Raw genomic sequence first — 23,698 nt, 5'->3', positions numbered from 1 at the left:
TTATTTTTTCTTAAGATATTTTCTTGGATCGAGAGATCTGCCGTTAAGCCTTATTTCATAGTGCAGATGAGGTCCGGTCGATCTTCCTGTGTTACCAACCAATGCAATAACTTGATCTTTATTGATCAAATCGCCTTTTTTTACTAAGAGTTTAGATGCATGAGCATATCGAGTTTCAATTCCACCTCCATGTTTAATTTTAATGTAATTGCCATAATCCGGCGCTTTACCAGCAGCTGTAACTATTCCTGAGGCAGTAGCTTTGATTTCATCTCCTTCCGCTGCGGAGAAATCCAGTCCTTCGTGAAATGATCGTATTCCTAATATTGGGTCAATTCTCCAGCCATAGCTTGATGATCGATATCCAACGCTGACAGGATATAGATCTGGCAAAGTGTCTTTAATAACGCTTTGCTTTAATAAAATTGATTCTGTCTCATTAAAAATATCTTCTCTTATTTGCATACGGTGCATCAACGCTTGTAACGCAATTTGAACATCCTGATCTGTCAAATTAGAATTTATAAATGGTCCGCCTTGATTTTCAAATTCTTTTTCTTTTTTTGGTAATGTGGGTAATTTTTGTTTGCCAACTATTTGTTTTTTCAAAATGCTCTGCAATCTCTCAGTTTGATTATCTAGCTCAGCTAAACGAGCATTAATTTCTCCTATTTGTTGAATATATAACTGAAGACTTTTCTGGTAACTTGAAAAATCTAGATCCAACTTAAGAGTTTCGATTTTTGCATCAGAGTAATGTTCTGCCAATTTATTGCTGATACCATATACAGTAACGGAAATCGCAGATATTAAAACCAGTATTAAAAAAACAAATAACTGTATGCTCAGAGTTAACGGTTTTTTAATGTTGTTTTTACTTATAAATAAAATTTTCATAATTTAGTATCATATTATATATGGAATCACTTAAAAAATTACTCAAAACTGATCAATTTAAAGAAATATCAAGCAATAATGAAATTTTAAGAGAGATTCGATTGAGTCTTACAAAAATGACCGGAGACGAGCAATCAAAACTTAGCATTCGAGATAATTTTCTATTTATAACATTCAGCAAAAATTCTTTTGCTGGTAAATTTAAAATATCAAAAAAAGAAATACTTGATAAACTAAATCTGATACAGAATAAAATTGCATTTACTGATATCTATTCAAAAGTTGATCCATCTATTATAAGAACTAAAGAAAAGACACCTGCGAAAAATAAATTATCCAAAAAAGCAGAAAAAATCTGGGCCAATTTATATAAAAACCTCGATGACTCTCCTTTAAAAGAGTATTTCTCAAAAAAAAATGATTGAAGTCCTTATTCTTTGCTCAACTGGAATCTTAGTTGGTTTCTTGGCAGGGTTGTTTGGTATTGGTGGCGGATTAATTATTGTTCCTGTAGTGACTTTTTTGATGATTCATTTTTATAATTTCCCAGGTGCAGATGCTTATGCTTATGGAATTGGATCTTCTATGCTATCAATTATTTTTACAGGATCTATAGCTACTTATTTTCATATAAAGAATAATAATTTTAGTGTTGCTAACGTTTCCAATGGGATTGGGTATTTGTTTTTTGGATCTCTAATTGGTAGCTATATTATTCACTTTGCAAGTTTTTATTTTCTAAAATATTTTTTTGTAATCTATTGTTTTTTTTCTGCTGCTAAATTACTGAATCAATCAAATCTTTTAAATTTTTTGTATTCCTTTCCTTTAAAAATCATTAGTTTTATTTTTGGACTTATATCATCCATTGTTGGAATTGGTGGTGGCACCTTGTTTGTACCCTACTTTGAATCAAAAAAAATTAATATAAAGCTGGCTATATCAACTAGCTCTGCGCTTGGTGTTGTAATTGGTTTAGGCACAATTCTAGGTTTTATTTCTCAAAATCTTATTACAGAGAACAATCTCTTATTAAATTCTTATTTTGACTATGGAAACATTTATATTAAATCCTTCTTCTTTTTGACCTTGCCAAGCATCTTCACAATCTTTATCTCAACCAAACTTTTAATTACTTTAGATCAAAATATTATAAAAAAATTATTTGCATATCTTCTAATAACAATAGGATTAATGAGCCTATTTAACATATAAGGAATAATGTCCAAATCATCTGAAATATGAGATAATTGCTTTTTTTTGAAATATGTAACTCAGGGAGGAAGTATGTCGGAAATCCAAATGGCGCTAGCAGCTGCAATAATTGCTGTAATTTATGGTGCCTTAGTTTCAAAGTCTATTCTTAGCCTACCGGCAGGAAATGAAAAAATGCAGGAAATTGCAAACGCTATTCAAAAAGGCGCTTCTGCATATTTGTCACGTCAATATAAAACAATCGCTATTGTTGGAATTGTTTTAACTATATTAATTGCTCAATTTATTGATCTTGATACAGCGATTGGTTTTGTCGTTGGTGCTTTATTATCAGGTGCTTGTGGTTTTATTGGCATGAATGTTTCTGTTCGTGCTAATGTTAGAACGGCTCAAGCGGCAACCAAAGGAATTGTTCCTGCTTTTGATGTAGCTTTCAAAGGTGGCGCGATTACAGGAATGCTTGTGGTGGGACTAGGTCTACTAGGTGTTGCAGGATTTTATTTATACCTCGGAGGTACAGAAGCTGAGAATCTAAATCCTTTAATTGGTCTAGCTTTTGGCTCATCTCTAATCTCTATTTTTGCAAGATTAGGTGGCGGTATTTTTACTAAAGGTGCTGACGTTGGTGCTGACTTAGTTGGTAAAGTTGAAGCCGGTATTCCAGAAGATGATCCTAGAAACCCTGCTGTCATAGCAGATAATGTTGGTGACAATGTTGGTGATTGTGCGGGTATGGCTGCTGATTTATTTGAAACATATGCGGTAACCATCATTGCAACTATGGTACTGGGTGGCCTAATGATTACTGGAGATACTGTTAATGGTGTGTTGTACCCACTAATGTTAGGTGCGGTTTCTATTATTGCATCTATTATTGGTTGCTTCTTTGTAAAAGCTAATAATAAAATGACTAACGTAATGCCGGCTCTTTACAGAGGTTTAGCTATTGCGGGTCTTTTATCATTGATTGCTTTTTACTATGTATCTGAGTATTTGTTCCCATCAGGAATTGTTGTTGATGGAATTACCTATCCAGCGATTGGTTTGTTTGGTTCTGCTGCAGTTGGTTTAGCGTTAACTGCTGCTTTAGTATTTATTACTGAGTATTACACTGGTACAGAATATAAGCCTGTTCAGCATGTAGCGAAAGCTTCAGAGACTGGTCATGCAACAAATATTATTGCTGGTATTGGTATCTCAATGAAAGCAACTGCACTCCCAGTCATTTCTGTATGCTTGGCAATCTTTCTTTCATACTCATTTGCAAACCTTTACGGTGTTGCTATAGCAGCTACTTCAATGTTAAGTATGGCAGGTATTATTGTGGCACTAGATGCTTATGGCCCAATTACTGACAATGCTGGAGGTATTGCTGAGATGTCTGGTTTACCACAAAAAGTGAGAGATGTTACTGATCCGCTTGATGCAGTTGGTAATACTACAAAAGCTGTAACTAAAGGTTATGCTATTGGTTCTGCAGGTTTAGCATCATTAGTGCTGTTTGCAGATTACACTCACAAACTTGATGTGTATGGAATCATTGCTACGTTTGATCTCAGTGAGCCAAACGTTATTATTGGTTTAATCATTGGTGGTCTAATCCCTTACCTTTTTGCTGCTATGGCAATGGAAGCTGTGGGAAGAGCAGCTGGCTCTGTAGTTGAAGAAGTAAGAAGACAGTTTAAAACAATCAAGGGTATTATGACTGGCAAAGGCCAGCCTGATTATGCCAAAGCTGTTGACTTGCTAACCACATCTGCAATTAAAGAGATGGTAGTGCCTTCATTATTACCTGTAGCTGTTCCAATCATTGTTGGTTTATCTCCATTAGGGGCTCAAGGTTTAGGAGGTTTACTAATGGGTACAATTGTTACAGGTCTTTTTGTAGCTATATCAATGTGTACTGGCGGCGGCGCTTGGGATAATGCCAAAAAATATATTGAAGATGGAAATCATGGTGGCAAAGGTTCTGAGGCTCACAAAGCTTCTGTAACAGGAGATACTGTTGGAGATCCATATAAGGATACTGCTGGTCCAGCAATCAACCCACTTATTAAGATTATTAACATCGTTGCACTTTTAATTGTGCCGTTATTATAAATTTTATTTAATCATTAAAAAGCCCATTTTTAAATGGGCTTTTTTTATAGGTGGACGTTTATCAATAAGTAAGTTACGAATAAGATCCACAATGATGTTAATGCAATTAGTATCGATAAAATTTTAGATTCAACATAAATTAAACCTGCAGTAAAAGAACTAAAAATTAATGTTGTTAAATTGCCAAGAATGATCATGCTCAGGACAGAAAAACCCAAAGTGTAAACTGGATATAAAAAACAATTCAGAATAAGAATTAAAACAAGCAATGAGCTTGTTCGAGACTTTAAAATTTTAAAAACGAGTGTCTGAAAAAACACCAATATTGTCCAAATGAAACCAATGAAATACCCTTTAGGGAAAAAACGATTATTTTCTAAAGCTATCTTTTGTGTTACACCTTCGAATCCAAAATTTAAAATTATATAATTAGAGGCAAATAATATAATTAATGAAGCTATTAGTAATGTTATTAATGACTTTCTTTTTAAAAAGTTGATCATTTTTTATTTAACAAAAGATGTTCAACATGTTGATATTTTTGTTTTGTCATTTCGATAATATCACTTGGAAGAGGTGGTGGCGGAGCTTGTTTATTCCAATCAATTGATTCAAGCCAATCTCTTAAAAATTGTTTATCAAAGCTTTGAGGAGACGTACCTACTTTGTATAAATTAGCATCCCAGAATCGTGAAGAATCAGGAGTAAGAATTTCATCCATTAAAATTAAGTTACCTTGATTATCTATGCCAAATTCAAACTTTGTATCAGCAATAATAATGCCCCGATCAAGAGCATAATCTCTAGCAAAGTTATATATTTCAATACTTTTGTCTTTTATATTTTGTGCTCTATCTTTCCCAATCAAATTAACCATTTGATCAAATGAAATATTCTCATCATGATCTCCAACTGCCGCTTTTGTTGACGGGGTAAAAATTGGTTGAGCAAGTTTTTCAGCTTGTTCTAAATTTTTTGGTAATGTAATTCCTGAAACACTTCCGCTTGATTGATAGTCTTTCCAGCCACTTCCAATCAGATACCCTCTAACAATGGCCTCGACTGGAATAGGCTGCAATCTCTTAACAACAACAGATCTATCCTTTATAAGAGGTATTTCATGATCCTTGACTACAGATTCAGGTGGAATATCCGTTAAATGATTCTTGATGATTGATTCTATTTTATGAAACCAGAAATTTGAAACCCGAGATAAGATCTTTCCTTTTGATTCAACAGCTTCATTCATTATCACATCAAAGGCTGAAATTCGATCACTGGTTACCATTAAAAAATGCTCATCATCCACAACATATGTATCTCTTACTTTACCTTGATGAAATAATTGAAGACTTTGAATAGTTGTAGTCATATTAATTTGATTTACTGTTCAAGCATTTCGATAGCAGGTAATTTCTTTCCTTCAGCAAATTCAAGAAAAGCTCCACCAGCAGTTGAAATGTATGATATTTTTTTACAAACCTTGAATTTTTCTATTGCAGCAATCGTATCTCCTCCGCCAGCTAATGAGAATGCCTCACAATCAGCAATTGCATGAGATAGAGTTTCTGTTCCTGAGCTAAACTGTTTAAACTCAAATACACCTAAAGGCCCATTCCACATAATTGTAGAAACTTGTCCCAAATGATTCGTAATATTCTTTAATGTATTTGGTCCTAAATCAAATATCATGTCATCGGCTTCAATGTCATGAATTTTTTTTAATTTGGCATGCGCGTTGATATTAAATTCCTTTGCGCAAACAACATCTTCAATCACGGGGAAAAAAATTTGCTTTTCTTCAATCTCATTAAGTATATATTTTGCTTCATCAATGAAATCGACTTCATACAATGATCTCCCAATATTAAATCCTTGAGCCGCTATAAAAGTATTCAGAATACCTCCGCCTAAGATTAAACCATCAACACGATTAATAAGGTTTTTTAAAACAGATAGCTTTGTTGAAACTTTACTTCCACCCACGATAGCCAGCATTGGTTTTTTTGGTTGATCAAACGTTTTAGTTAAAGCTTTTACTTCATCATAAAATAGTAGTCCAGCACATTTTTCATTAATATATTCTCCAATACCATAAGTACTCGCTTCCTTGCGGTGGGCGGTACCAAAAGCGTCCATGACAAAGATGTCTGCTATGGAAGCATATTTTTTCGATAACTCGTTAGAGCACTCTTTTTCACCGAGATTAAATCTCACATTTTCTAGAACATGAAGGATTCCAGGCTCAAAGGATTGACCTTTTTCAAAATCTCGATGAAGCATTATTTTGATATTTAATTTGTCTTGAAGGTAATCGACTATAGGCTTTAGTGATAGAGTGTTATCAAAACTCCCCTCTGTTGGTCTTCCCAAATGAGATGTCAGAATCACGATTTGTGCATTTTCGATGGCATACTGAATGGTAGGAATGGATGCATCAATTCTACTCGTGGAGGAAATTATGGATCCATCTATTGGGACATTTAAGTCTGCACGAATAAGAACCTTTTTATTTCGCAGATTTAAGTGATTAATGCTTTGAATAGACATTAGCTTGCATTCATCATTGCCACTGCAGTATCCAACATACGACAACTAAAGCCGTATTCATTATCGTACCAACCAAAGACTTTTACTAAATCACCTGATGAGGACACTTTTGTTAACAAAGAATCAAAGTATGATGATGCTGGAGTGTGATTGAAGTCAACAGAGACGAGAGGAATGTCAGAATAGACAAGGATATCTTTTAACTCATTGTCAGCCGCTTTTTTAATCGCTGCGTTCACTTCTTGAGCCGTTACTTTTTCTTCAATATTTAATGTGAGGTCAACCAAAGAGACGTTTGTGGTTGGAACGCGAATTGCCACTCCATCTAGCTTTCCTTTTAATTCAGGAATCACTAAGCCTACAGCAGATGCTGCACCTGTTTTTGTTGGCACCATGGATGAGCTTGCTGTTCTTGCCCTGCGAATATCTTTGTGAATATTATCTAATAAGGCCTGATCATTCGTGAACGAATGAATCGTATTCATTAATCCAGATTTAATTGTGTAGTTTTCATTTAAAACATGAACGATTGGAGCTAATCCATTTGTGGTACATGATGCATTGGAAACAACTGAATGAGATGATTTAAGAGTTTTGTGATTCACACCATACACAATTGTGGCATCAACATCGGATTCACCGGGAGCTGAAATCAAAACTTTTTTTGCACCCTGATGAAGATGAACCATATTTAATTTTTTACTTCTAAATGCGCCTGTGCATTCTAAAACTACATCTACATCCAAATCGCCCCATGGAAGTTCTTCAGGATCTCGAGTGGCATAGTATTTAATAGTATCGCCATTAATATAAAATTCATTCTCACCCATAGAAATATCGCCATCAAATCGACCGTGAGCTGAGTCATACTTTAATAAATGTAAATTTGATTCCATGGTGCCACGGCTACTTCCATTAATCGCCACCACCTTTACATCTGATCTCTTTTCTTCATAAATTGCTCGCATCACTAAACGACCAATTCTTCCAAAACCTGTAATTGCGACTCTCACTGTCATATGTTTAACTTATCCTAAATTTAAATAAAAAAGGTATCCCTAGCAACTAGGAATACCTTTGTCTAAATCAATCAAATTAAAGAACAGACTTAACTGTCTTAACCACATTCTCTACTGTAAAGCCAAAGTGTTCAAATAACTTACCACCTGGCGCTGATTCACCGTAAGTATTGATACCAACGGAAGCTCCATCTAGACCAACATACTTTCTCCAGTAATCAGTCACTCCAGCTTCTATAGAAACACGCTTTACTCCTGGAGTAAGAACAGAATCTTTATATGCTTGATCTTGACGATCAAATGCATGAGTACATGGCATTGAAACCACTCTTGATGCAATACCCTCAGCTTTTAACGCCTCACATGTCTTCATAGCGAGGTCTAACTCTGAGCCTGTCGCAATAAGAATAACTTTATAGTCATCACAATCACAAAGAACATAACCACCTTTTTTGATACCTTCAAGTTGCTCATCTGTTCTTTCATTAAATCCAACACCTTGTCGAGTTAGAACAAGACTGGTTGGATTACTTGTATTTGCCACAGCTTGAGTCCAAGCCACCGCTGTTTCTGTTGCATCACCTGGTCTCCAGACTTCCATATTCGGGATAAATCTTAGGCCAGATGTTGTTTCAATCGGCTGATGAGTTGGTCCATCTTCACCTTGGCCGATTGAATCATGGGTCAACACATAAATAACTCTCTGCTTCATCAACGCTGACATTCTCATACCATTTCTCATATAGTCAGTGAACATATGGAAAGTACCACCGTATGGAAGAATGCCGCCATGTAATGCCATACCGTTCATAATAGCCGCCATACCAAATTCACGAACGCCATATGAAATATAGTTACCAGGCTTCTTACCGCTAACGTGTTCAAAGCTGGCACAGCTGGTCAAGTTTGATCCAGTTAAGTCAGCAGAACCGCCAACAAATTCAGGCAATGTTTCAGCTAGTTTGGTAATGACATTTTGTGATGCTTTTCGGGTAGCCACTTTATCGCCAGCAGCATTTGTTTCTTTAATTAACGCATCAACTTTTTGCTGCCAATCTGCTGGTAATTCATTTGCCATACGACGTTTAAATTCAGAGGCTAATTCTGGGAATTCTTTTTCATATGCTGCAAATTTAGTATTCCATGCAGACTCGAGTTCTTGTCCTTTATCTTTTTGACTCCAACCATCGTAAATGTCTTGTGGAATCACAAATGGATCATGTTCCCAACCAAGCTCTTTTCTTGTGAGTGCAACTTCTTCTTCACCTAATGCGGCTCCATGGCAATCATGCGAACCTGACTTGTTTGGTGATCCTTTACCAATAATTGTTTTACAGCAAATTAACGTTGGTTTATCAGAAACAGATTTAGCTTCTTGGATAGCCTTATCAATTGCATCAAAGTCATGACCATCAACATCTCTCACAACATGCCAACCGTATGACTCAAATCGTCCCGCTGTGTCATCGGTGTACCAACCTTCAATGTGTCCGTCAATTGAAATGCCATTATCATCCCAGAAAGCAATCAGCTTACCTAAACCCCAAGTTCCAGCGAGTGCACATGTTTCATGAGAAACACCTTCCATCAAACAGCCATCGCCCATGAACACATAGGTGTAATGATCAACAATATCATGGCCAGGTTTATTAAATTGATTAGCTAATAATTTCTCAGCCATGGCAAAGCCTACGGCATTACTTATACCCTGACCAAGAGGTCCGGTAGTTGTTTCAACGCCAGGCGCATAACCATATTCAGGGTGACCCGCACACTTAGAATGCAACTGTCTAAAAGATTGGATCTCACTCATCGGTAGGTCGTAACCAGTTAAGTGCAAGAGAGAATAAATTAACATTGAGCCGTGACCATTAGATAAGATAAATCTATCTCGGTTTGCCCATTCAGGATTGGTAGGATTATGGCTCATATGATTATTCCAAAGCACTTCTCCTATTTCTGCCATACCCATAGGAGCACCAGGGTGTCCTGAGTTTGCTTTTTGAACTGCATCCATGGATAAGGCACGGATCGCGTTTGCTAATTCTTGTCTACTTGCCATTCTTTGTTTCTCCCTTGTTTTGGTGAATATTCTTCTTTATTCAAGTCTGATAAAAATACAACCTGTAATTTTCTTTTATTCGGTATTAGAACGTATAATTATTGCCTAAACAGCATTATTCTTCAAGGATTTGTTGCAGATTCTTTCCATTTTATAGAGCAACCAATACTAGGTATTTGATCAATGGGGCCACTATGTGTTTCTGCGATAAGCTTCATCGCATTGAATAAATCTCTTTCATTGTTATCTGACAATTCTCCACGTCCCGTGGAGTCAAATCGACCTCTATACTGAAGCTCATACTTGTTATTAAAACCAAAAAAATCAGGTGTGCAAATTGCATCAAAACTTTTTGCAACTTCTTGTGTTTCATCAAAACAATAATCAAATGGAAAATCCTCATCTTTGGCTAATTTTTGCATGTTCTCAAAAGAATCCTCTGGATAATTTATTACATCATTTGATGAAATCGCAACGGTATTAATACCCAATGTTTTCAACTCTCTAGTATCATGAATCAATCTTGGTAAAATAGCTTTAACATATGGACAATGATTGCAGATGAACATCACCAATAAACCACAAGAACCCATTGCATTTTCAAGACTAATCAATTCATTGTTAGTTGATAGTAAATTAAAACTTTTTGCTTTCCAGCCAAAATTACAGACTGGAGTTTTGAGGCTAACCACTTCGCACTCCTTGTTGAATTTTAAATATGAATAGATTTTACCATTCAGATACTATTTCAGTACATGGCGTGACCAACCTATCTGAGGAAGCCTCCAAGCATCTTGTTAAATCATTGCGATTAAAACCATCTGATAAAATTATTTTATTTAATGGTGATGGATATGATTATCTTGGCGAAGTATCAGAAATTGGTAAAAAAAATGTCGAGATTGTTGTTAATGAAAAAAATCCCAATATAAGTGAAGCAAACATTGGTATTAGCATCCTACAATCGGTAACCTCGCGAGAAAAACTCGACTTTATTTTTCAGAAGAATACAGAACTGGGAGTAAAAAATTTCTATTTAATTAATACCGAAAGGGTAAACTTTAAAATACCACCTAATAAAGTATCTAATAGAATTGAACATCTAAAAAAAGTCGTTATCTCTGCATGCGAGCAGAGCGGAAGGGCAGAAATACCAACCGTTCATGAAACAATTTTTGATTTAAATAAGTTAGCAAATGAAGATGATCATTCATGTAAGTTAATTTTGAATCCCTACACAGATTACTCACTATTTAATTTGGGGAATAACAACTTAACAAATAAACAAAGTTATCAGGTTTTAATCGGACCAGAAGGAGGCTTTTCAGAAGCTGAAATCAAAGTAGCGGAAAATGCTGGGTTTAAATCATTATCTTTAGGTAAAAGAGTATTACGAACAGAGACGGCTTCCTTAGCAATAACAAGTGCCTTATTAGCCTTAACTAATAATTTTGTATAATTTACATAAATTTATATAAAAATAAATATAAATATTGTAAAATATACAATATGAATCTTAAAGAGCTTAGAACCGATAGAAAGTTAACTATTACCAACCTCAGTCAAATCCTTGACTTGGACCCTGGTAATCTTTCAAAAATTGAACAAGGAAAACTAAAACCTTCTTTACCAGTTCTAATAAAATATTCAAATTACTTCAAAGTCTCCATTGATAATTTAGTGGGGCAATCGAGCGTCGACTTTATATCCACCTTTAGATCTGCAGCCCCGTATATTTATCATTATAGAAATAAGATATTCGTTATTGCATTTGACGGTTTTGCCCTTGAGAGTAACTCTTTTGTCAATTTATGTACTGATATTAATCTTCTTCACTCTTTAGGAATTAAAATCATTCTAATTCATGGCATCAGACCTTTTATCGATTTAAGATTGGATAAAAATAATATTAAATCAAGATTCCATAAGCATCAAAGAATTACCACAGCTGAGATGATGCCTCATATCATTGAAACTAATGGGTTGGTTAAAACAAAAATTGAAGCGGCTTTATCTTCCAATATTTACCACAATAATATCTTTAAAAGTGAGTTGAAAATTTCATCTGGTAATTTTCTTATGGCGAAACCGAGAGGTGTTATTGATGGAGTTGATATGGAACAAACAGGTGTCATTAGGGAGATTAACCATGAAGCAATCATTGAAAAACTTAACCACAATGAAATCGTCATCATGTCTCCTATTGGATACTCTCCTATTGGGGAAATATTTAATTTATCTTTTGAATCATCGGCAAGTAAAATTGCTTCGTCAATTCAGGCTGAAAAATTAATTTATATCACTGAAAATAATGGGGTACAAAATATTAGAGGTGAATATATATCTGAAATGACAAGCATCAAATTAAACAATTTGATAACTCATATTAAAGAATCAGAGCATCCAGAATTTATAGATAAAAATACCCTGCCGATATTGGAAGGTACAGCTGAAGGTTTAAAAGAAGGCTTAGCAAAAATTCATCTAGTGAATAGGCACGTTAATGGTTCATTAATCATGGAGTTATTTACTAACCAAGGCCAGGGTACTGTTATTACTCCAGAAAAAATAGAGAAATTCAGATCTGCCAAGATACAAGATGCCAAAGTGATTGAAAAAATGATTAATCCACTAATGAAAAACCAAATCATTGTAGACAGGAGTCTTGAAAAGATAGAAATGGAAATACAAAATTTCCACATTTTAGAGTTTGATAATAAGATACTTGGGTGTGCTCAAGTTAAACATTATGATGGTATTTCTGAAATTGCTTGTTTTGCAATAAATGAAAATTACCAAAATATGGGTTATGGGAAAAAACTTTTAGAGTATTGTGAGAATGAATGTAAGAAAGTGAATAACAAGACATTTATTATGACAACTCAATCTAGCCATTGGTTTATGGAAAATGCATTTAAACAAGGCAGCATCAATGATTTACCTGATGAGAAAAAAAAGGAATACTCCCCACAACGAAATTCAAAAATATTTTTAAAGGAATTGGAGCAATAATGGCACCGAATGACAAAGCAAAAATACTTAGTGAAGCATTGCCTTACATAAAGCAATTTTTTGATAAAACTATTGTGATTAAGTTTGGTGGCAATGCCATGATAGATGAACAACTTAAAAGCTCTTTTGCTATGGATGTAGTCTTATTGAAGTTGGTAGGTATGAATCCAGTTGTTGTTCATGGAGGAGGCCCTCAGATTAATGAACATCTTGAGAAAATTGGTAAGAAGGGTGAATTTATTAATGGGGTAAGAGTGACTGATGAAGAAACTATGGATGTTGTGGAAATGATTTTAGGTGGTCAAATAAATAAAGAAATTGTTCATCAAATCAACATGCATGGCGGGAAAGCAGTTGGTCTTACTGGGCAAGATGGAAACTTCATTCATGCTTCAAAGCTTGATAAAGATAAAGATGGTAAAAAAATAGACCTTGGCTATGTCGGTAAAATTGAGTCCATTGATCCTAGCCTGATTGATTTTCTGGATACTGGTGACTTTATTCCTGTAATCGCTCCAATTGGAATTGGTTCAGATGGAAAAACTTACAACATTAATGCAGATGTTGTCGCAGGTAAATTAGCTGAAGTTCTCATGGCAGAAAAATTAATTCTAATGACTAACACCAAAGGTGTTCTAGATAACCAAAATAATCTGATTACAGGAATTAAGCCAAACGATATTGAAACATTGATTAATGATGGCACATTAAGTGGCGGCATGTTACCAAAAATAGAATCAGCTATGGATGCCGCAAAAGGCGGAGTCAATAGCGTACATATCATTGACGGCCGAGTTGAGCATGCATTGTTGTTAGAAATATTAACCAATCAAGGTGTAGGTACATTAATCAAAGGAAAAAACTAAAACAACTATGGGTATTTGATCTTGATGACACGCTTCATCACGCAAGCCCATATATTTTTAAGCTTATCAATCGAGATATGACTCAATATATATCTGAATATTTAGATATTTCACATGAGAGGGCTAATCTTTTAAGAGCAGACTATTGGAAGAAGTATGGCTCAACATTAAGAGGATTAATGATCCATCATAAAATCAATCCCAATGATTTTTTAAATAAGACTCACAACTTAAAAGATATTGAAGCAAAAATTGAGCCTGTAAAATATTTAAAAACGATTTTAAAGACTATTAAAGATGACAAAATCATACTTACAAATGCACCAATTCATTATACAAAATTTATTTTAAAAAAATTAGATATTCATTATTTCTTTAAAAAAACTATTTGTATTGAGGATAACTTTTTCATATCCAAACCTGATATCCGTATTTTTAGAAAAATTAAACGAATGCCTTATCAAAAAATTATTCTTATTGATGATTCACTTGAAAATCTGAGGAGTGCTTACCAAGCAGGGTTAAAAACAATACATATTTCAAATATAAGAATAAATAAAAACTATGCTAGTAAAAAATTATATGGTCTTAGCGAATTATTCAAATTGAAAAGATTCTAAAAAATTAAGTCTCTGTTTATTAATATTTTCTGCAATATCTTCACCTGAAAGATCTGATGGGATGCTTATTGGTTTGTCTTTAAAAAAATTTTTCAACTTATCCTGATAAGCTAATAAAGATACATTAGAGTCATTTTGATCTATTAATAAATCCAGGTTCATTAAATTTGAAATCTTTTCAAACTTATCATCTTTATTAAAAAAACCAACTCTATTTAGAACATTCAACTGACCTATTGAAGAAAGAGTTTTAAAATTAAATAAATCTTTATTTAGTTCTTTAAAAGTATTAATTAGATTAAGATCTTTTTTGGAAAAATTAACTAAATAATCTTTGCAAAATCTAAAGTTGAATTTTTCTTGAAAGAAAAGCCAACACAAATTGAAGTCCTCAAAAAAGCGCTTATGTTTGAAAAAGGATTGAAAACACTCTGATAACTTTTTTTTATTATTGTTTTCAAAAATTTGATCAATTGCCCCAATATCTTCCAATGTCTCAAAAAAGATATGTCCATCTTTAAGTTTAAAGACTTTTTTAATCTCAATAATGATTCGATCATAGCTCAGGTGCTTCAATTCTCCTGCATTGACCATAGTTTTTAATAAGACTAACGTTTCCTCTGCAATTTTAAAATCAGATAATTTTGCTTTAAACCTTGCTAATCTTAATATTCTTAAGGGATCTTCCTTAAATGCATTTGAAACATGACGAAGTATTTTATTGTTGATATCGCTAATTCCATTAAATGGATCAATATATTTATTCTGATCATCTTTTGCTATTGCATTAATTGTTAGGTCTCTTCGGGCTAAGTCCTCTTCTAATGAGATAGATGGACTGGTAAAAAAAATAAAATCTTTATATCCAACTCCATTCTTTTTTTCTGTCCTGGCTAATGCATACTCCTCATGAGTATCAGGATGTAAAAAGACAGGAAAGCTTTTTCCTACAGGTTTAAATTTTTTCTCAACCATCTCCTCGGGAGTCGACCCAACAACAACATAATCTTTTTCCGTATAAGGATGCTTCAATATCTCATCTCGAACTGCCCCGCCTACTAAATAAATTTTCATAACTTGTTAATATGTGTCTCTAATTCATTTAATTCTGAAATAAATTCATAGGAATGATTAATTTCACATACATTATCCACTTGCAATGATTTCAAATTATCTCTGGTGATTATTTTCCTGGGACTTAATTCCAGCAGTGCAACAAATAATGATTCGAATACCCTAGGTAAACTAAATAAAATACATCTTAATTTTTTTATTTTTATTATAGTTTTTAAGATATCAAGAAAAGAATATGTTTTTGGTCCACCTAGTTCAAAAGTACGACTTTTAAAGGAATTATTTTGTATTAAAGCAGTAATTATAAATACCAAGTCCTTCACTGATATTGGCTGAAATAATGAATTAGGTGAAATTACCGCCATGAATGGACTAATTTTCATAATTTTAAAAAACATATTAATAAAATTATCATCTGTCCCAAAGATAATGGATGGTTTAAGAATAAAGGTTTTTAATTGGTTATTTTTTTGTAAAAGACTTTTTTCGCCCATATGTTTAGATTTTAAATAATTGCTTGCTTTTGATTCAGACTTTAATGCACTCACATGAATAAATTTCTTGATTTTATTTCTAATGCACAAATTTTGAATTATTTTTGGATATGTTGCGTGAATGGTTTTAAATGAGTTTTTTTTATCCTCATGTAAAATTCCCATTAAATTTATGACAATTTCTGATCCTCTGATATACCTCTCAATCACCCCAGGATTAAAAGTTCTTACCTCATGAAATCTAACATTGGGAAGGACTTTTAAAGGATGAATGGTTTTTTTGTTTCTTGTAATAACATCAACTTGAAAATTTTTAAAGTTTGCTAATTTTATTATCAGCTCTGAGCCAATAAACCCAGAGCCTCCAAAAATTACTATTTTTTCCATGTCAAAGATGCGTTATTCTCATAAAAATATAGATGACAACAACAATTAAAAAGGCTGTTATGGTATACCGAGTTATTTTTTTGACTAAATCCAAATAATTTTTATTTTTTGTTACTACATATAGAATTAATAAGACAATTAATAATAATGCTAATAAAAAAGCAACTGTCCTAAAAATCATGCTAGTGCTGCCTCATTATGAATTAATTCAAGTTGTTCTTTATGATTAATGATTTGCTGATAAACACTATCTGATTCTACCAATGAAACTAAATCATAAGAGTCTTTATCTTTCATGAGCAACCTCAATAGTTGGTTATTTATTTCATGGCCCGATTTAAATGCGCTAAACTTTCCAATAAGTGCGTGCCCTGTTAAATATAAGTCACCAAATGCATCAAGCACTTTATGTCTTACAAACTCGTCCTCATATCTTAATCGGTCGTTATTTATAATTTTATATTCGTCCATCACAATAGCATTATCCAAAGAACCTCCTTTAGCTAATCCATTAGATCTCAAGTACTCAACCTCCTGCATAAAACCAAAAGTTCTTGCTCGAGCAATTTCATCCACATAAGAGTCTTTGTAGTAATCTATGGATATAGAATTATTTCGATCAGCAAACACAGGGTGAGGGAAATCGATTGAAAAATCAATTTTAAAGCCATCATAGGGCTCCAACATTGCAAATTTACCGTCAATTTCATATTTCAGCGCTTTTTTGACCTTAATGAATTTCTTTTCTCTTTCTTGATTTATTGGTTCACCAGATTGGATTAAGTAAATAAATGGGTTTGAGCTACCGTCCAGAATAGGTACCTCAATTCCAGATATTTCAATAATAATGTTATCAATTGAATAGGCATATAAAGCTGACATGAGATGTTCCACTGTCATTACCTTTGCTGATTCTTTTTCAAGTGTTGAGCACAGCCTCGTATCAGAAACCAAAAAAGGATCTACCTTAATAGTATTATTCGAATTTAAATCTTTTCTTACAAACGTTATTCCACTGTCAGGTTTTGCTGGTAGGAGAGACAGAGTAACTGCATCTCCGGAGTGCAGGCCAACACCTTGAATAGATACCTTTTTAGAGATTGTTTTTTGAAAAATCATTTATTTCTTCGTAAAAATGACGGGATATCGTACTCGTCTTCGGAGACAGCACCACTATCTACTAAATTAGACTCATCCCCACCATCAAAAAAAACATTTGAAAAATCAGACTCAGTGCTTTGAGGTTTTTCTATTACATTAACAGTATTTAAATTATCTGATGGTTGATTATCATCAATAACCTCTGTATCTGATATTGATGGTTGGTCTTTTATTTCAGAAATATAGTTATCATCAAGACCGGTCGCAACAATAGTGACTTTTATTTTATTTTCCAGCTCATCATCGATGACATTACCAACAATAACGGTAGCGTCATTTGCGGTGATACTTTTTACTTCGTTCATCACATCAATATATTCTTTCATTTTAAATGAACTACTTGCTGAAATATTGACAAGAATTCCCTTCGCATTTTTTAATTCAATATTTTCTAGTAAAGGACTATTGATGGCCAATTGCGCAGCTTTCACAGCCCTGTTATCTCCTTCAAAAATACCTGAGCCTATAATGGCTGAACCCATTTCAGCCATTACTGTTTTCACGTCAGAAAAGTCAACATTAATCAACCCAGTGTGATTGATTATGTCGGAGATACCAGAGACTGAGTTATAGAGCACTTCATTTGCTGCTGAAAACGCGTTAATAAAAGTAACATCGGCTCCCAGTACATTCATTAATTTTTCATTTGGAATCACTATAAGCGAGTCCACATAACTTCTCAGCTCTTTTAAACCTTCTTCAGCGATTTGATTTCTCTTGCCTTCAAAACTAAACGGTTTGGTAACAACCGCAACTGTTAAAATGCCTAATTCTTTTGCAATTTCAGCAATAACTGGAGCTGCACCAGTCCCAGTACCTCCTCCCATGCCAGCAGTTATAAAAAGCATATCTGCATCTTGAATTGCGTCTTTTAATTTCTCTTTATCTTCAATTGCTGCTTGTTTTCCAGCATCTGGCCTAGCGCCCGAACCTAATCCTTTTGTCAGATGCAACCCAATTTGTACAATGTTATTTGCTTGGGATTTTTTTAAAGACTGTAAATCTGTATTCACTGATATAAAGTCAACTCCATGAATATTTCTCTCAATCATGTAATCGACAGCATTATTTCCACATCCGCCAACTCCAACAACTTTAATCAGAGCTTCTTGTTTTTTATTATCAATAACTTCAAACATTATTTAAAAGTTTCCTTGAAACCATAGTTTCATTTTTTCAAAAATTTGTATTAAAGAATTACCTTCAATTTTTCTTTTTTTATCATTTTCAAAATCCAATTTACCTCTTTTTATAAGACCTATTCCAGTCGCATATCTTGGATTTTCAATAATTTGCTTTAAACCACTTATTCCTTGTGGATACCCTATTCTAACTGATTGCTTAAAGTTTTTCTCGGCTACATCAGTAATATTGTTCATAAGAGAGGAACCACCAGTTATTACAATGCCAGAAGCAATCTTATTATGTAATTTAGAACGAATTAATTCATTAGTGACAAGCTCAAACAGTTCATTCACCCTTGGCTCAATAATCTCAGATAAATCTTTAATTGTTATTTTTTTCGGGGCTCTACCATCAACAAGAGGGACATCAATCATTTCTCTTGGGCTGGCTTTATTAGAATCACAACAACCATAATTAATTTTTATCTCTTCTGCAGACTGTTGAGGTGTTCTGAAAGCAACTGATATATCGTTAGTAATTTGATCTCCAGCTATAGGGATCACGGCGGTATGTTTAACAGAGCCGTCCTTATAAACAATAATATCTGTAGTGCCGCCGCCAATATCAATCAGACATACACCTAATTCTTTTTCATCATTGGTTAAAACTGCATCGGCTGATGCCAAGGGTTGAAGAATCAATTCCATTACATCTAAACCAGATCTTTTAATACATTTCACAATATTTTGAGCTGCTGCAATTGCGCCAGAAACAATATGGACTTTCACCTCAAGCCTCATCCCGCTCATTCCCCGCGGCTCTCTGATATCATATTGATCATCAATAATGTACTCCTGAACCAGAGTATGAAGAACCTGCTGATCAGGGGGAAGAGTAATTGCTTGAGCTGTTTCTATCACTCTTTCTACATCAGAATTATCTACTTCAAGATCTCGTATTTTAACCATACCAGTTGAATTAATACTTCTAATATGACTTCCTGCAATTCCTGTATACACCTCTTTAATTTTACAATCAGCCATGAGCTCTGCTTCTTCAAGAGATCTTTGAATAGCTTGCATCGTGGATTCAATATTTACCACCACCCCTTTTTTTAGACCGCGTGAAATATGCTGACCTATGCCAAGAATTTGTATTTCACCATCATTTTTAATTTCAGAAACAATGGTGACTATTTTTGAAGTTCCAATATCAAGGCCTACAATTAAATTTTTTTCTTCTTTTTGCTTAATCATAATTTAGGGTCATTTTTTTCTATTTTATCTGAAGAAATAGCAAAACCATCTCTGTATCTAAGATCTACACTAGTGATACGTTTATTCATATTCTTAAGAACAGTTTGAAAATTATCAACAAATCTTTTTAAAGCATCATCAGATTTATCATCATTTAATTTAATTGTCATGCCATCAGAAGTGTTTATTATCCAATCATCTTTTCTGGTGTATGTAATTTTATGAATTTTAATAAATTCAGCATTTAAAATTTCATTAAAAATAAAAAATTTATTTGTTATGTAGGGTAATTTCTCTTTTGGACCATATATTATTGGTAAATAATCCTCATAGGCTGCTCCAAAAAATTCGCCCTCCTCATTTATCAAGCCTTGCATTCCATACCTAGCTATAGGTTGGTGTTGGGTTATTAGCATTGTAATTCTATTTGGCCATTTTCGATATATATCCACATCTTTTATCCATGGAAGCTTTTTCATTCCTACCCTTAATTTATGAATGTTTAAAGAAAAAAAATTTCCTTCCAGGTAATTATTAGCGACCATTTGAACCTGCTCTCTTTCTAGGAATTTATATTCACCACTGAGGACAATCTCATCGATAGGGAACCATTTATCAAATGTGAAGGGAGTTGCTAATTTTACAATTAAAATTAGAATTCCAATCAAACAGATTCTAAAGAGAAACTTATATAGTATTTTTTCCAATGTATTATTCGATCAAATCAACGATATGGTGAACTGTTTGTTCAAAACTTAAGCCTGCATGTCTAGCGGCCAAAGGAAACAAACTATGATCTGTCATTCCAGGTACAGTATTAACTTCTATGAGATGTAAATTAAATTCCTTATCCATCATGAAGTCTACCCTTCCCCACCCTCTACATCCAATTGATGTGAATGCAGATAAAGCAATATTTTCCATTTCTTCTAATACTGTTGGATTTAAGTCAATTGGTTTGGAGAATATAGTTTCATTTGAAACGTATTTTGCATTGTAATCATAAAATTCATTTTTGGAAGAAATTTCTAAAACACCCAATGATTTATTACCTAAAATAGATACAGTGAATTCTCTACCTACTATAAATTCTTCAGCTATGACTATTGAGTCATATTTGAATGCATCAGTAAAAGCCGAAATTAAATCATCCTTATTTTTTACTAAATTAATTCCAAAAGATGAACCTGAAGATGATGGTTTCACAATGAATGGGTCACCTAGTTTTGTAATTATTTTTTTATAATCTAGATTAGTTTTATTTAGTATAAGAAATTGTGGAGTTTTTAATGCGCGATCATTCCAAATCAATTTGGAGTAAAACTTATTCATAGCAAGCATTGACGCTGTTGATGCCGATCCAGTGAAAGGAACTTTTAATAACTCAAGTAATGATTGCACTTTCCCATCTTCTCCATTTTTACCATGTAGGCAAATAAAAGCAGCATCAAAATTAACTAATGAACATAGATTGGAATTTTTTGGATCAATTAAAGATACCTCATAGTTTAAATTTTTTAGGGCTTGGTAAACTGCCAAGCCACTTTTGATCGAAATATCTCTTTCTTCTGAATCGCCGCCACTCAACAATGCAATTTTTTTAATCAACATTTTCTCCAATTATCTTCACTTCCAATTGCAAACGAATTTTTTTTAATTCCTCCACTTTATCCTGAGCATGATAAATTAATTGCTCTATATCTTTTGCAGTGGCATCTCCAACATTCTCAATAAAGTTAGCATGTTTATTGGATATTCTTGCATCTCCAATTTGAAAACCTTTTAATCCCACTTCTTCAATTAATTTTGCTGCAAAATTTTGTTCTGGATTCCTGAATGTTGATCCTGCAGTTGGCCAATTTAGCGGCTGATTACTCCTTCTTAATTTGAGTAAGTCATCAATTTTTTTCTCTTCATTTTCATCCTTATTTTCTTTAGATGGAAAATTAAACCATGCTCCAATAAATATTTCATCTTCTTTCTTTTTGACACTCCTGTATCCAATTTCGAAAGACTGTTTATCTTTTATATGAACGTCACCTTCATGATTCATAATTTTTACCTTGGAAACAAACTGCCAAATTTCACCGCCATAGCAACCAGCATTCATTGCAAGTGCCCCACCGACAGATCCTGGAATTCCTGCCAAAAATGCACAATTTTTTTTATTATTTTTTGCTGAGAATCTTGCCAATGAAGAGCATGAAATTCCACATTCTGCAAATATTAAATGATGATCTAAGAAAATATTTTTCAATCCTCGGGATAAATTAATTACTGTTCCTTTAATTCCCCCATCTCGAATAAGTAGGTTGGACCCAACTCCGATCACAGTAATAGGTTTTTTAAGTTTATTTATTGAAAATATTTTTTGTAACGCAGCCTCAGAACTTATTTCAACATAATATTCAGCAAGCCCGCCCACACGCCATGAATTATACTTTTTCATTGACACATCACTATAAATTACATCTTTATCCATCGATGTCGCCCAAAAGTTGACATCTTACCCAATTTCCAACCGAACCAGCCCCCATTACCAGAAGAATCTCGCTATCCTTAATCTTATCCTCAATGAACAATTTAGCATTAACCATATCATCAAGTACATAATTCTCATTTTTTATATTTTTTATTAATTCGTAGCTACTTATACCTTCAATTTCTTGCTCCCCTGCTGAGTAGATTTCGAATAAAAATAATCTATCAACCGTTGCTAATATTTGACTAAACTGTTCAAACAGATCTTTGGTTCTTGAATATCTGTGTGGCTGAAAAACTAAATTTATTTTTTTTCCTGGGAATCCTTTCTTAATTGAATCCAAAACGGCTTTTATTTCTGTTGGGTGATGTCCATAGTCATCTATTAGATTAATAATTTTTTTTCCTAATCGAAATTGTTCATACAAATCAAATCGTCTAGAAACCCCTTTAAATTTTTTTAAAGCTTTACTGATAACTTGAGGTTTGATATTCAAGGATATAGCTATAGCAATCGCTCCTAATGTATTTAAAATATAATGCCTGCCTGGCATATCTATTTCAATTGAAAATGATCTAAATTTTTTTTGACTGGAATTTACTCTAAAAAAAGATTTATTTTTTTTTATCACCACCTGGTCTGGATAATAATCAGCTTTTTTTGAAAATCCATAAGTAATAATGGGTCTAGCAATTAATTTTTGTATTGATTTAATATTTTTATCATCAATACATAAAAAAACTTCATTATAGAAAGGTATTTGATGGATAAAATCAACAAATGTTTGTTTCAACCTTTCTTCATCATAGCCATATGTTTCCATATGATCATTATCGATATTTGTCACCAATACATTGCTTGGATTTAGATGTAAAAATGATGCGTCCGACTCATCTGCCTCTACAATCATATACTTACTTTTACCGAGCCTTGCGCTTTGTTTAAGAGAATTAATTCTGCCACCAATCACGTAAGTTGGATCTAAACCAGCATCATTCATAATTGTCGCAAGAATACTTGTAGTCGATGTTTTTCCATGAGTGCCAGCAATGGCAATGCCTTCTTTAAAACGCATTAATTCAGACAGCATTTCTGCCCTTGGAATAATGGGGATATTTTGTTTTTTTGCTGCAACTATTTCAGGATTATTTTTTGGTATTGCTGTTGATGTAACAACCACATCTACTTTTTTAACATTTTTTTGATCATGTTTTGAAAAAATCTGAATTCCTCTTTTTCTTAAATGCTCAATTACAGAGGATTGATTTGGATCCGATCCAGAAATAACAAAATTCATATTGTGCATAATTTCAGCAATACCTGACATTCCTGAGCCGCCGATACCAACAAAATGAATATATTTGATTTTAGTTTCCAT

The 23,698-nt window shown here is 33.4% G+C and carries 22 protein-coding genes; 7 read left to right on the top strand and 15 right to left on the bottom strand.

Going from position 1 to position 23,698, the window contains the following annotated elements; genetic code table 11:
- Complete coding sequence (locus tag QFA95_RS01135; RefSeq protein ID WP_486463013.1) at nucleotides 1-897, bottom strand: M23 family metallopeptidase; 897 nt, start codon at nucleotides 895-897, stop codon at nucleotides 1-3.
- A gap of 20 nt (nucleotides 898-917) precedes the next feature.
- On the opposite strand from QFA95_RS01135, the gene QFA95_RS01130 reads away from it, so the two are divergent.
- The 3 genes from QFA95_RS01130 to QFA95_RS01120 all read left to right on the top strand — a co-directional run bounded on the left by QFA95_RS01130 (nucleotide 918) and on the right by QFA95_RS01120 (nucleotide 4,212).
- Nucleotides 918-1,322, top strand: a complete 405-nt coding sequence (locus tag QFA95_RS01130; protein ID WP_486463012.1) for a hypothetical protein — start codon at nucleotides 918-920, stop codon at nucleotides 1,320-1,322.
- A complete protein-coding gene (locus tag QFA95_RS01125; protein WP_486463011.1) occupies nucleotides 1,315-2,112 on the top strand; it encodes a sulfite exporter TauE/SafE family protein in 798 nt (265 codons plus the stop codon). The genes QFA95_RS01130 and QFA95_RS01125 overlap by 8 nt, the downstream gene beginning before the upstream one ends.
- A 72-nt stretch (nucleotides 2,113-2,184) precedes the next feature.
- Nucleotides 2,185-4,212 carry a sodium-translocating pyrophosphatase gene (locus QFA95_RS01120; protein WP_486463010.1) on the top strand — a complete coding sequence of 676 codons (2,028 nt, stop codon included), beginning with the start codon at nucleotides 2,185-2,187 and terminating at the stop codon, nucleotides 4,210-4,212.
- A 499-nt stretch (nucleotides 4,213-4,711) separates the two neighbouring features.
- Here QFA95_RS01120 and QFA95_RS01115 read toward each other — a convergent pair whose 3' ends face one another.
- The 5 genes from QFA95_RS01115 to QFA95_RS01095 all read right to left on the bottom strand — a co-directional run bounded on the left by QFA95_RS01115 (nucleotide 4,712) and on the right by QFA95_RS01095 (nucleotide 10,535).
- Complete coding sequence (locus tag QFA95_RS01115; protein ID WP_486463009.1) at nucleotides 4,712-5,584, bottom strand: phosphoribosylaminoimidazolesuccinocarboxamide synthase; 873 nt, start codon at nucleotides 5,582-5,584, stop codon at nucleotides 4,712-4,714.
- Nucleotides 5,585-5,595: 11 nt separating this feature from the next.
- The gene (locus QFA95_RS01110; RefSeq protein ID WP_486463008.1) at nucleotides 5,596-6,762 is read right to left on the bottom strand and encodes a phosphoglycerate kinase; all 1,167 of its coding nucleotides are present in this window, start codon (nucleotides 6,760-6,762) and stop codon (nucleotides 5,596-5,598) included.
- On the bottom strand, nucleotides 6,762-7,781 hold the full coding sequence (gap, locus tag QFA95_RS01105) for a type I glyceraldehyde-3-phosphate dehydrogenase (protein ID WP_486463007.1): 1,020 nt from the start codon (nucleotides 7,779-7,781) through the stop codon (nucleotides 6,762-6,764). The genes QFA95_RS01110 and gap overlap by 1 nt, the downstream gene beginning before the upstream one ends.
- A 76-nt stretch (nucleotides 7,782-7,857) precedes the next feature.
- Complete coding sequence (gene tkt / locus QFA95_RS01100) at nucleotides 7,858-9,843, bottom strand: transketolase (RefSeq protein WP_486463006.1); 1,986 nt, start codon at nucleotides 9,841-9,843, stop codon at nucleotides 7,858-7,860.
- A gap of 122 nt (nucleotides 9,844-9,965) precedes the next feature.
- Entirely contained in the window at nucleotides 9,966-10,535 is a 570-nt protein-coding gene (locus QFA95_RS01095; RefSeq protein WP_486463005.1) for a thioredoxin family protein, read from the bottom strand.
- A gap of 26 nt (nucleotides 10,536-10,561) precedes the next feature.
- On the opposite strand from QFA95_RS01095, the gene QFA95_RS01090 reads away from it, so the two are divergent.
- The 4 genes from QFA95_RS01090 to QFA95_RS01075 are packed head-to-tail and all read left to right on the top strand — an operon-like array spanning nucleotide 10,562 to nucleotide 14,341.
- Nucleotides 10,562-11,302 (top strand): 16S rRNA (uracil(1498)-N(3))-methyltransferase, encoded by a 741-nt coding sequence (locus QFA95_RS01090; protein WP_486463004.1) that lies wholly within the window; start codon nucleotides 10,562-10,564, stop codon nucleotides 11,300-11,302.
- 50 nt (nucleotides 11,303-11,352) lie between these two features.
- A complete protein-coding gene (gene argA / locus QFA95_RS01085) occupies nucleotides 11,353-12,855 on the top strand; it encodes an amino-acid N-acetyltransferase (protein WP_486463003.1) in 1,503 nt (500 codons plus the stop codon).
- Complete coding sequence (argB, locus tag QFA95_RS01080; RefSeq protein ID WP_486463002.1) at nucleotides 12,855-13,721, top strand: acetylglutamate kinase; 867 nt, start codon at nucleotides 12,855-12,857, stop codon at nucleotides 13,719-13,721. The genes argA and argB overlap by 1 nt, the downstream gene beginning before the upstream one ends.
- Nucleotides 13,661-14,341, top strand: coding sequence for a pyrimidine 5'-nucleotidase (locus QFA95_RS01075; RefSeq protein WP_486463432.1), 681 nt, complete (start codon nucleotides 13,661-13,663; stop codon nucleotides 14,339-14,341). The genes argB and QFA95_RS01075 overlap by 61 nt, the downstream gene beginning before the upstream one ends.
- Here the strand turns inward: QFA95_RS01075 and QFA95_RS01070 are convergent.
- The 9 genes from QFA95_RS01070 to murC form a co-directional block, all read right to left on the bottom strand.
- On the bottom strand, nucleotides 14,318-15,415 hold the full coding sequence (locus QFA95_RS01070) for a tRNA nucleotidyltransferase/poly(A) polymerase-related protein (RefSeq protein ID WP_486463001.1): 1,098 nt from the start codon (nucleotides 15,413-15,415) through the stop codon (nucleotides 14,318-14,320). The two genes, QFA95_RS01075 and QFA95_RS01070, sit on opposite strands and share 24 nt — an antisense overlap.
- Nucleotides 15,412-16,296: an NAD-dependent epimerase/dehydratase family protein gene (locus QFA95_RS01065; RefSeq protein WP_486463000.1), complete on the bottom strand. Its 885-nt coding sequence runs from the start codon at nucleotides 16,294-16,296 to the stop codon at nucleotides 15,412-15,414. Before QFA95_RS01065 ends, QFA95_RS01070 begins: the two co-directional genes overlap by 4 nt.
- Before the next feature lie 177 nt (nucleotides 16,297-16,473).
- Complete coding sequence (gene lpxC / locus QFA95_RS01060; protein WP_486462999.1) at nucleotides 16,474-17,415, bottom strand: UDP-3-O-acyl-N-acetylglucosamine deacetylase; 942 nt, start codon at nucleotides 17,413-17,415, stop codon at nucleotides 16,474-16,476.
- Nucleotides 17,412-18,596 (bottom strand): cell division protein FtsZ, encoded by a 1,185-nt coding sequence (gene ftsZ / locus QFA95_RS01055; RefSeq protein WP_486462998.1) that lies wholly within the window; start codon nucleotides 18,594-18,596, stop codon nucleotides 17,412-17,414. Before ftsZ ends, lpxC begins: the two co-directional genes overlap by 4 nt.
- Nucleotides 18,597-18,599: 3 nt before the next feature.
- On the bottom strand, nucleotides 18,600-19,838 hold the full coding sequence (gene ftsA, locus QFA95_RS01050; protein ID WP_486462997.1) for a cell division protein FtsA: 1,239 nt from the start codon (nucleotides 19,836-19,838) through the stop codon (nucleotides 18,600-18,602).
- Nucleotides 19,835-20,506, bottom strand: a complete 672-nt coding sequence (locus tag QFA95_RS01045) for a cell division protein FtsQ/DivIB (RefSeq protein WP_486462996.1) — start codon at nucleotides 20,504-20,506, stop codon at nucleotides 19,835-19,837. The genes ftsA and QFA95_RS01045 overlap by 4 nt, the downstream gene beginning before the upstream one ends.
- A 43-nt stretch (nucleotides 20,507-20,549) precedes the next feature.
- Nucleotides 20,550-21,449 (bottom strand): D-alanine--D-alanine ligase, encoded by a 900-nt coding sequence (locus QFA95_RS01040; RefSeq protein ID WP_486462995.1) that lies wholly within the window; start codon nucleotides 21,447-21,449, stop codon nucleotides 20,550-20,552.
- Nucleotides 21,439-22,287, bottom strand: a complete 849-nt coding sequence (murB, locus tag QFA95_RS01035; RefSeq protein WP_486462994.1) for a UDP-N-acetylmuramate dehydrogenase — start codon at nucleotides 22,285-22,287, stop codon at nucleotides 21,439-21,441. The genes QFA95_RS01040 and murB overlap by 11 nt, the downstream gene beginning before the upstream one ends.
- 25 nt (nucleotides 22,288-22,312) lie before the next feature.
- A complete protein-coding gene (murC, locus tag QFA95_RS01030) occupies nucleotides 22,313-23,698 on the bottom strand; it encodes a UDP-N-acetylmuramate--L-alanine ligase (protein ID WP_486462993.1) in 1,386 nt (461 codons plus the stop codon).

This window comes from Candidatus Methylolitoribacter marinus, assembly GCF_051853155.1.
Taxonomy (GTDB): Bacteria; Pseudomonadota; Gammaproteobacteria; order Burkholderiales; family Methylophilaceae; genus BACL14.
Note: the sequence above shows the minus strand (reverse complement) of the source record. Positions and strands in the feature narration are given on the sequence as shown.

Bases quoted from the DNA above. Each gene is read 5' to 3' on its own strand.
- QFA95_RS01135 (WP_486463013.1), bottom strand. From the start codon at position 897: ATGAAAATTTTATTTATAAGTAAAAACAACATTAAAAAACCGTTAACT.
- QFA95_RS01130 (WP_486463012.1), top strand. From the start codon at position 918: ATGGAATCACTTAAAAAATTACTCAAAACTGATCAATTTAAAGAAATA.
- QFA95_RS01125 (WP_486463011.1), top strand. From the start codon at position 1,315: ATGATTGAAGTCCTTATTCTTTGCTCAACTGGAATCTTAGTTGGTTTC.
- QFA95_RS01120 (WP_486463010.1), top strand. From the start codon at position 2,185: ATGTCGGAAATCCAAATGGCGCTAGCAGCTGCAATAATTGCTGTAATT.
- QFA95_RS01115 (WP_486463009.1), bottom strand. From the start codon at position 5,584: ATGACTACAACTATTCAAAGTCTTCAATTATTTCATCAAGGTAAAGTA.
- QFA95_RS01110 (WP_486463008.1), bottom strand. From the start codon at position 6,762: ATGTCTATTCAAAGCATTAATCACTTAAATCTGCGAAATAAAAAGGTT.
- gap (WP_486463007.1), bottom strand. From the start codon at position 7,781: ATGACAGTGAGAGTCGCAATTACAGGTTTTGGAAGAATTGGTCGTTTA.
- tkt (WP_486463006.1), bottom strand. From the start codon at position 9,843: ATGGCAAGTAGACAAGAATTAGCAAACGCGATCCGTGCCTTATCCATG.
- QFA95_RS01090 (WP_486463004.1), top strand. From the start codon at position 10,562: ATGAATAGATTTTACCATTCAGATACTATTTCAGTACATGGCGTGACC.
- argA (WP_486463003.1), top strand. From the start codon at position 11,353: ATGAATCTTAAAGAGCTTAGAACCGATAGAAAGTTAACTATTACCAAC.
- argB (WP_486463002.1), top strand. From the start codon at position 12,855: ATGGCACCGAATGACAAAGCAAAAATACTTAGTGAAGCATTGCCTTAC.
- QFA95_RS01070 (WP_486463001.1), bottom strand. From the start codon at position 15,415: ATGAAAATTTATTTAGTAGGCGGGGCAGTTCGAGATGAGATATTGAAG.
- QFA95_RS01065 (WP_486463000.1), bottom strand. From the start codon at position 16,296: ATGGAAAAAATAGTAATTTTTGGAGGCTCTGGGTTTATTGGCTCAGAG.
- lpxC (WP_486462999.1), bottom strand. From the start codon at position 17,415: ATGATTTTTCAAAAAACAATCTCTAAAAAGGTATCTATTCAAGGTGTT.
- ftsZ (WP_486462998.1), bottom strand. From the start codon at position 18,596: ATGTTTGAAGTTATTGATAATAAAAAACAAGAAGCTCTGATTAAAGTT.
- ftsA (WP_486462997.1), bottom strand. From the start codon at position 19,838: ATGATTAAGCAAAAAGAAGAAAAAAATTTAATTGTAGGCCTTGATATT.
- QFA95_RS01040 (WP_486462995.1), bottom strand. From the start codon at position 21,449: ATGTTGATTAAAAAAATTGCATTGTTGAGTGGCGGCGATTCAGAAGAA.
- murB (WP_486462994.1), bottom strand. From the start codon at position 22,287: ATGAAAAAGTATAATTCATGGCGTGTGGGCGGGCTTGCTGAATATTAT.
- murC (WP_486462993.1), bottom strand. From the start codon at position 23,698: ATGGAAACTAAAATCAAATATATTCATTTTGTTGGTATCGGCGGCTCA.